The organism is Rhizobium bangladeshense (assembly GCF_001662075.1).
In the GTDB taxonomy this organism is placed as follows: domain Bacteria; phylum Pseudomonadota; class Alphaproteobacteria; order Rhizobiales; family Rhizobiaceae; genus Rhizobium; species Rhizobium bangladeshense_B.
The window spans coordinates 1-2,398 of the sequence record NZ_LYPL01000060.1 but is presented as its reverse complement, the minus strand read 5'-3'; the positions used below and the strand labels follow the sequence as shown (position 1 = coordinate 2,398).

Annotated in this window: 3 protein-coding genes; all 3 read right to left on the bottom strand. The window is 61.1% G+C overall.

Annotated elements, in window-relative coordinates:
• Nucleotides 1-665 (bottom strand): enoyl-CoA hydratase/isomerase family protein (locus A7X77_RS31280; protein WP_064686651.1); only part of this gene is annotated, 665 nt, incomplete at its 3' end.
• Nucleotides 666-674: 9 nt separating this feature from the next.
• Complete coding sequence (locus A7X77_RS31275) at nucleotides 675-1,430, bottom strand: SDR family oxidoreductase (protein ID WP_064686650.1); 756 nt, start codon at nucleotides 1,428-1,430, stop codon at nucleotides 675-677.
• A 1-nt stretch (nucleotide 1,431) separates the two neighbouring features.
• On the bottom strand, nucleotides 1,432-2,398 hold a 967-nt coding region (locus A7X77_RS31270; protein WP_064686649.1), incomplete at its 5' end, for a thiolase family protein.

Sequence of the window (2,398 nt, the reverse complement as noted above, 5' to 3'; positions counted from 1 at the left end):
TCCGATGCCAGCATCTTCACGAGTTGAACGGCAAGAGGGCCGTTTGCCGCGATCGTTCCGGCCACCTGTAGCGCTACCGCTTCGAGTTCCTCCGTTGGCGCGATTTCGGTCGCCAACCCGATTTCGTAGGCGCGTTCCGCTCCGATGCGCTCGCCGGTCAGGAGCAGCCGCATCCCGACGTTTCTGGGAAGCGCCCGAAGGATGCTCGGTACACCGCCGCCGGCAGGAAGGCTAGAAACGACCACCTCTGGGAGGCCGAACGAGGCGTCCTGCGCCGCGATGATGAAGTCGCACTGCAGCGCCAACTCCAATCCCCCGCCGAGGCAGAAGCCGTTCACGGCTGCGATCAAGGGCTTTTTGATCTCCAGGGACTTGAGATCAAAAAGCTTCACGTACAGACCGCGCGCCGACGCGGCGAGCCGCGACAGCGCGAATGCTTCGACGAAGCTATGGTCGGATTCGATCGTCGCACCAAGATCAGCGCCGACGCAGAACGCTCGGCCAACTCCCGTTAGGACCATCACCCTCACAGAGGCATCCTCATTGGCAACCGCGATTGCCGTTCTGAGGTCGACGAGATGCTCGACATCCAGGGCGTTCAGCTTTTCAGGCCGATTGATCCTGATCGTCGCGATGCGGTTTTCGATTGTCGTTTCAACTGACATGTTCCGACCTCATACGCTCGGACTTGAAAGCGACCGGCCACCGCATACGTAGAGCAGCTGTCCGGTGATGTAAGAGCTTTCGCGGGATGCGAAAAAGAGCACAGCCTGTGCGATGTCCTCGGACGAACCGATACGCTGCATTGGCACGCTCTTCTTCAGTCGTTCCTGGACATCGTCCGCGAACGTCTGGAACAGAGGGGTCTCCACGATCCCCGGAGCGACCGCGTTGACGGTGATGCCCTGGTTTGCAAGTTCGATCGCGAGGCTACGCGTAAGGCTGACCACGCCCCCCTTGGCGGCGGAGTAGTTCGCTTGCCCAAATCCCCCGAGCCAGGCTCTGGACGAAATGTTGACGATGCGGCCGAATTGTTGATCGATCATCGTCGGCACGACGCTCTTACAGGTGAGGAACTGCGACTTGAGATTGGTAGCGATCACGCTATCCCAATCGTCCTCCTCCATCTTGACCAGCCTACGGTCGCGTACGATCCCGGCATTGTTGACCAGAATGTCGATCCGCCCGTAACGCTCCCGAACCTGGCGGACCGCGTCTTCAACTTCGGCCCGGTTTGTGATGTCCGTCCTAACTCCGGACACACGTTCTTCGCTGAATGAGCGGCGCAGCACCTTCAAGGTCGCTTCGAGCGCCTCGACGTCGAAGTCGAATATCGCAACATCGTGACCTGCCTCGAGGAGTTTGTTGGCGATGCCGAGGCCGATGCCGCGCGCGCCTCCGGTGACGATCGCTGTCTGTTTGTTGCTCATGTCAAACTCCTAGAATGTGAACGGCCGATGCTGCGTGGTCCACGCCGGCGATGCCGCCCCCGGTGCATTGGGTCAGGCCAATTTTCGCGCCCTCGATTTGGCGGCCGTCTGCGCGGCCCTGTAGCTGCCAGGCGACTTCGACCATCTGAGCCACTCCGGTCGCGCCGAGAGGATGGCCCTTCGCGAGAAGACCGCCGCTTGGGTTCACAGGAACACGACCTCCGAGAGCTGTCTCGCCACTCCTCAGGAGTGAAGCTCCCTCACCGGGCGCTGCAAGCTGAAGCGCCTCGTAGTAGAGGAGCTCGGCGATCGTGAAGGCATCGTGCAGCTCCACGACGCCGACATCCATGGGATCGACCCCGGCCTGCTCGTAGGCCAAGCTCGCTGTCCGGGCTGTAATCTCCGCATCGAGAATGTCGTCGCAACCCAGTTCCTGGTGACCCGACTGGACAGCAGACGCCAGTACTCGAACTGCCGGACCGGGGCGCAGCGGCCGGCGGGTGGTGAGAACCAGCGCCGCAGCGCCGTCCACCGCCGACGGACAGCACTGCAGCAGGGTCAAGGGTTCAGCGATAGGACGAGAGCCGAGAACCTCTTCCAGAGAAACTTCGGTACGCTGCTGGGCAAACGGATTTCGTGCGCCGTGCGAACGGTTCTTCACCGCGATCTGCGCAAGGATTTCGGGAGACTCGTCGCGCTCATGCAAATAGCGTGAACCGCGCATCGCGTAGACCGTCGGGAGGGTCATCCCTTGAGCGGCGTAAAGCTCGGTCTTGTAATCGTTGCGCTGAAGCGGGATCGTCCCACCGCCCAGTTTGGTCAACTGCTCGACGCCGAAAACCACGACAGTTTCGTAAAGACCAAGCTTGAGCGCCTGACATGCGAGGTGGACAGCTGTCGCTCCGCTCGCACAAGCGTTTTCGACGTTATAGAGGGCGGGTCCCGTTATTCCCATGTCTCGCATTAGC

Bases quoted from the DNA above. Each gene is read 5' to 3' on its own strand.
- A7X77_RS31275 (WP_064686650.1), bottom strand. From the start codon at position 1,430: ATGAGCAACAAACAGACAGCGATCGTCACCGGAGGCGCGCGCGGCATC.